This window comes from Bacillus mesophilum (genome assembly GCF_008923265.1).
Lineage (GTDB): Bacteria > Bacillota > Bacilli > Bacillales > Cytobacillaceae > Cytobacillus > Cytobacillus mesophilum.
This window is the reverse complement of sequence record NZ_WBOT01000018.1, coordinates 1-2,571: the sequence shown is the minus strand read 5'-3', so window position 1 is coordinate 2,571 and position 2,571 is coordinate 1. Positions and strand designations below refer to the sequence as shown.

General features: G+C 53.2%; 1 rRNA gene. It reads right to left on the bottom strand.

From position 1 onward, the window contains the following. Position 1: 1 nt before the first annotated feature. A 23S ribosomal RNA gene (locus F7732_RS22455) occupies positions 2-2,571 on the bottom strand; the annotation flags it as partial.

Sequence of the window (2,571 nt, the reverse complement as noted above, 5' to 3'; positions counted from 1 at the left end):
TGTGGTTAAGTCCTCGAACGATTAGTATCAGTCAGCTGCACGTGTCGCCACGCTTCCACCTCTGACCTATCAACCTGATCATCTTTCAGGGTTCTTACTAGCTTGACGCTATGGGAAATCTCATCTCGAGGGGGGCTTCATGCTTAGATGCTTTCAGCACTTATCCCTTCCGCACATAGCTACCCAGCGATGCCTTTGGCAAGACAACTGGTACACCAGCGGTGCGTCCATCCCGGTCCTCTCGTACTAAGGACAGCTCCTCTCAAATTTCCTGCGCCCACGACGGATAGGGACCGAACTGTCTCACGACGTTCTGAACCCAGCTCGCGTACCGCTTTAATGGGCGAACAGCCCAACCCTTGGGACCGACTACAGCCCCAGGATGCGATGAGCCGACATCGAGGTGCCAAACCTCCCCGTCGATGTGGACTCTTGGGGGAGATAAGCCTGTTATCCCCGGGGTAGCTTTTATCCGTTGAGCGATGGCCCTTCCATGCGGAACCACCGGATCACTAAGCCCGACTTTCGTCCCTGCTCGACTTGTAGGTCTCGCAGTCAAGCTCCCTTGTGCCTTTACACTCTACGAATGATTTCCAACCATTCTGAGGGAACCTTTGGGCGCCTCCGTTACATTTTAGGAGGCGACCGCCCCAGTCAAACTGCCCACCTGACACTGTCTCCCGCCCCGATCAGGGGCGCGGGTTAGAATTTCAATACAGCCAGGGTAGTATCCCACCGACGCCTCCACCGAAGCTGGCGCTCCGGTTTCTCAGGCTCCTACCTATCCTGTACAAGCTGTACCAAAATTCAATATCAGGCTACAGTAAAGCTCCACGGGGTCTTTCCGTCCTGTCGCGGGTAACCTGCATCTTCACAGGTACTATAATTTCACCGAGTCTCTCGTTGAGACAGTGCCCAGATCGTTACGCCTTTCGTGCGGGTCGGAACTTACCCGACAAGGAATTTCGCTACCTTAGGACCGTTATAGTTACGGCCGCCGTTTACTGGGGCTTCGATTCAGAGCTTCGCTTGCGCTAACCCCTCCTCTTAACCTTCCAGCACCGGGCAGGCGTCAGCCCCTATACTTCGCCTTGCGGCTTCGCAGAGACCTGTGTTTTTGCTAAACAGTCGCCTGGGCCTATTCACTGCGGCTCATCAAGGCTTTAACACCCTAATGAGCACCCCTTCTCCCGAAGTTACGGGGTCATTTTGCCGAGTTCCTTAACGAGAGTTCTCTCGCTCACCTTAGGATTCTCTCCTCGCCTACCTGTGTCGGTTTGCGGTACGGGCACCTAATCCTCGCTAGAGGCTTTTCTTGGCAGTGTGGAATCAAGAACTTCGGTACTATATTTCCCTCGCCGTCACAGCTCAGCCGTATGCAAGCGGGATTTGCCTCACTTGCAGCCTAACTGCTTGGACGCGCTAATCCAACAGCGCGCTTACCCTATCCTCCTGCGTCCCCCCATCACTCAAACGGATTTTGGTGGTACAGGAATATCAACCTGTTGTCCATCGCCTACGCTTTTCAGCCTCGGCTTAGGTCCCGACTAACCCTGAGCGGACGAGCCTTCCTCAGGAAACCTTAGGCATTCGGTGGATGGGATTCTCACCCATCTTTCGCTACTCATACCGGCATTCTCACTTCTAAGCGCTCCACCAGTCCTTACGGTCTAGCTTCAACGCCCTTAGAACGCTCTCCTACCACGGACACCTGATGGTGTCCATCCACAGCTTCGGTGATACGTTTAGCCCCGGTACATTTTCGGCGCGGAGTCACTCGACCAGTGAGCTATTACGCACTCTTTAAATGGTGGCTGCTTCTAAGCCAACATCCTGGTTGTCTAAGCAACTCCACATCCTTTTCCACTTAACGTATACTTTGGGACCTTAGCTGGTGGTCTGGGCTGTTTCCCTCTTGACTACGGATCTTATCACTCGCAGTCTGACTCCCATGGATAAGTCTTTGGCATTCGGAGTTTGTCTGAATTCGGTAACCCGATGAGGGCCCCTAGTCCAAACAGTGCTCTACCTCCAAGACTCTTACTACATGAGGCTAGCCCTAAAGCTATTTCGGAGAGAACCAGCTATCTCCAAGTTCGATTGGAATTTCTCCGCTACCCACACCTCATCCCCGCACTTTTCAACGTGCGTGGGTTCGGTCCTCCATTCAGTGTTACCTGAACTTCAACCTGGACATGGGTAGATCACCTGGTTTCGGGTCTACGACCACATACTCATTCGCCCTATTCAGACTCGCTTTCGCTGCGGCTCCGTCTTATCAACTTAACCTTGCATGTAATCGTAACTCGCCGGTTCATTCTACAAAAGGCACGCCATCACCCGTAAATGGGCTCTGACTACTTGTAGGCACACGGTTTCAGGAACTATTTCACTCCCCTTCCGGGGTGCTTTTCACCTTTCCCTCACGGTACTGGTTCACTATCGGTCACTAGGGAGTATTTAGCCTTGGGAGATGGTCCTCCCTGCTTCCGACGGGATTTCTCGTGTCCCGCCGTACTCAGGATCCACTCTGGAGGGAACGAAGTTTCAACTACAGGGCTTTTACCTTCT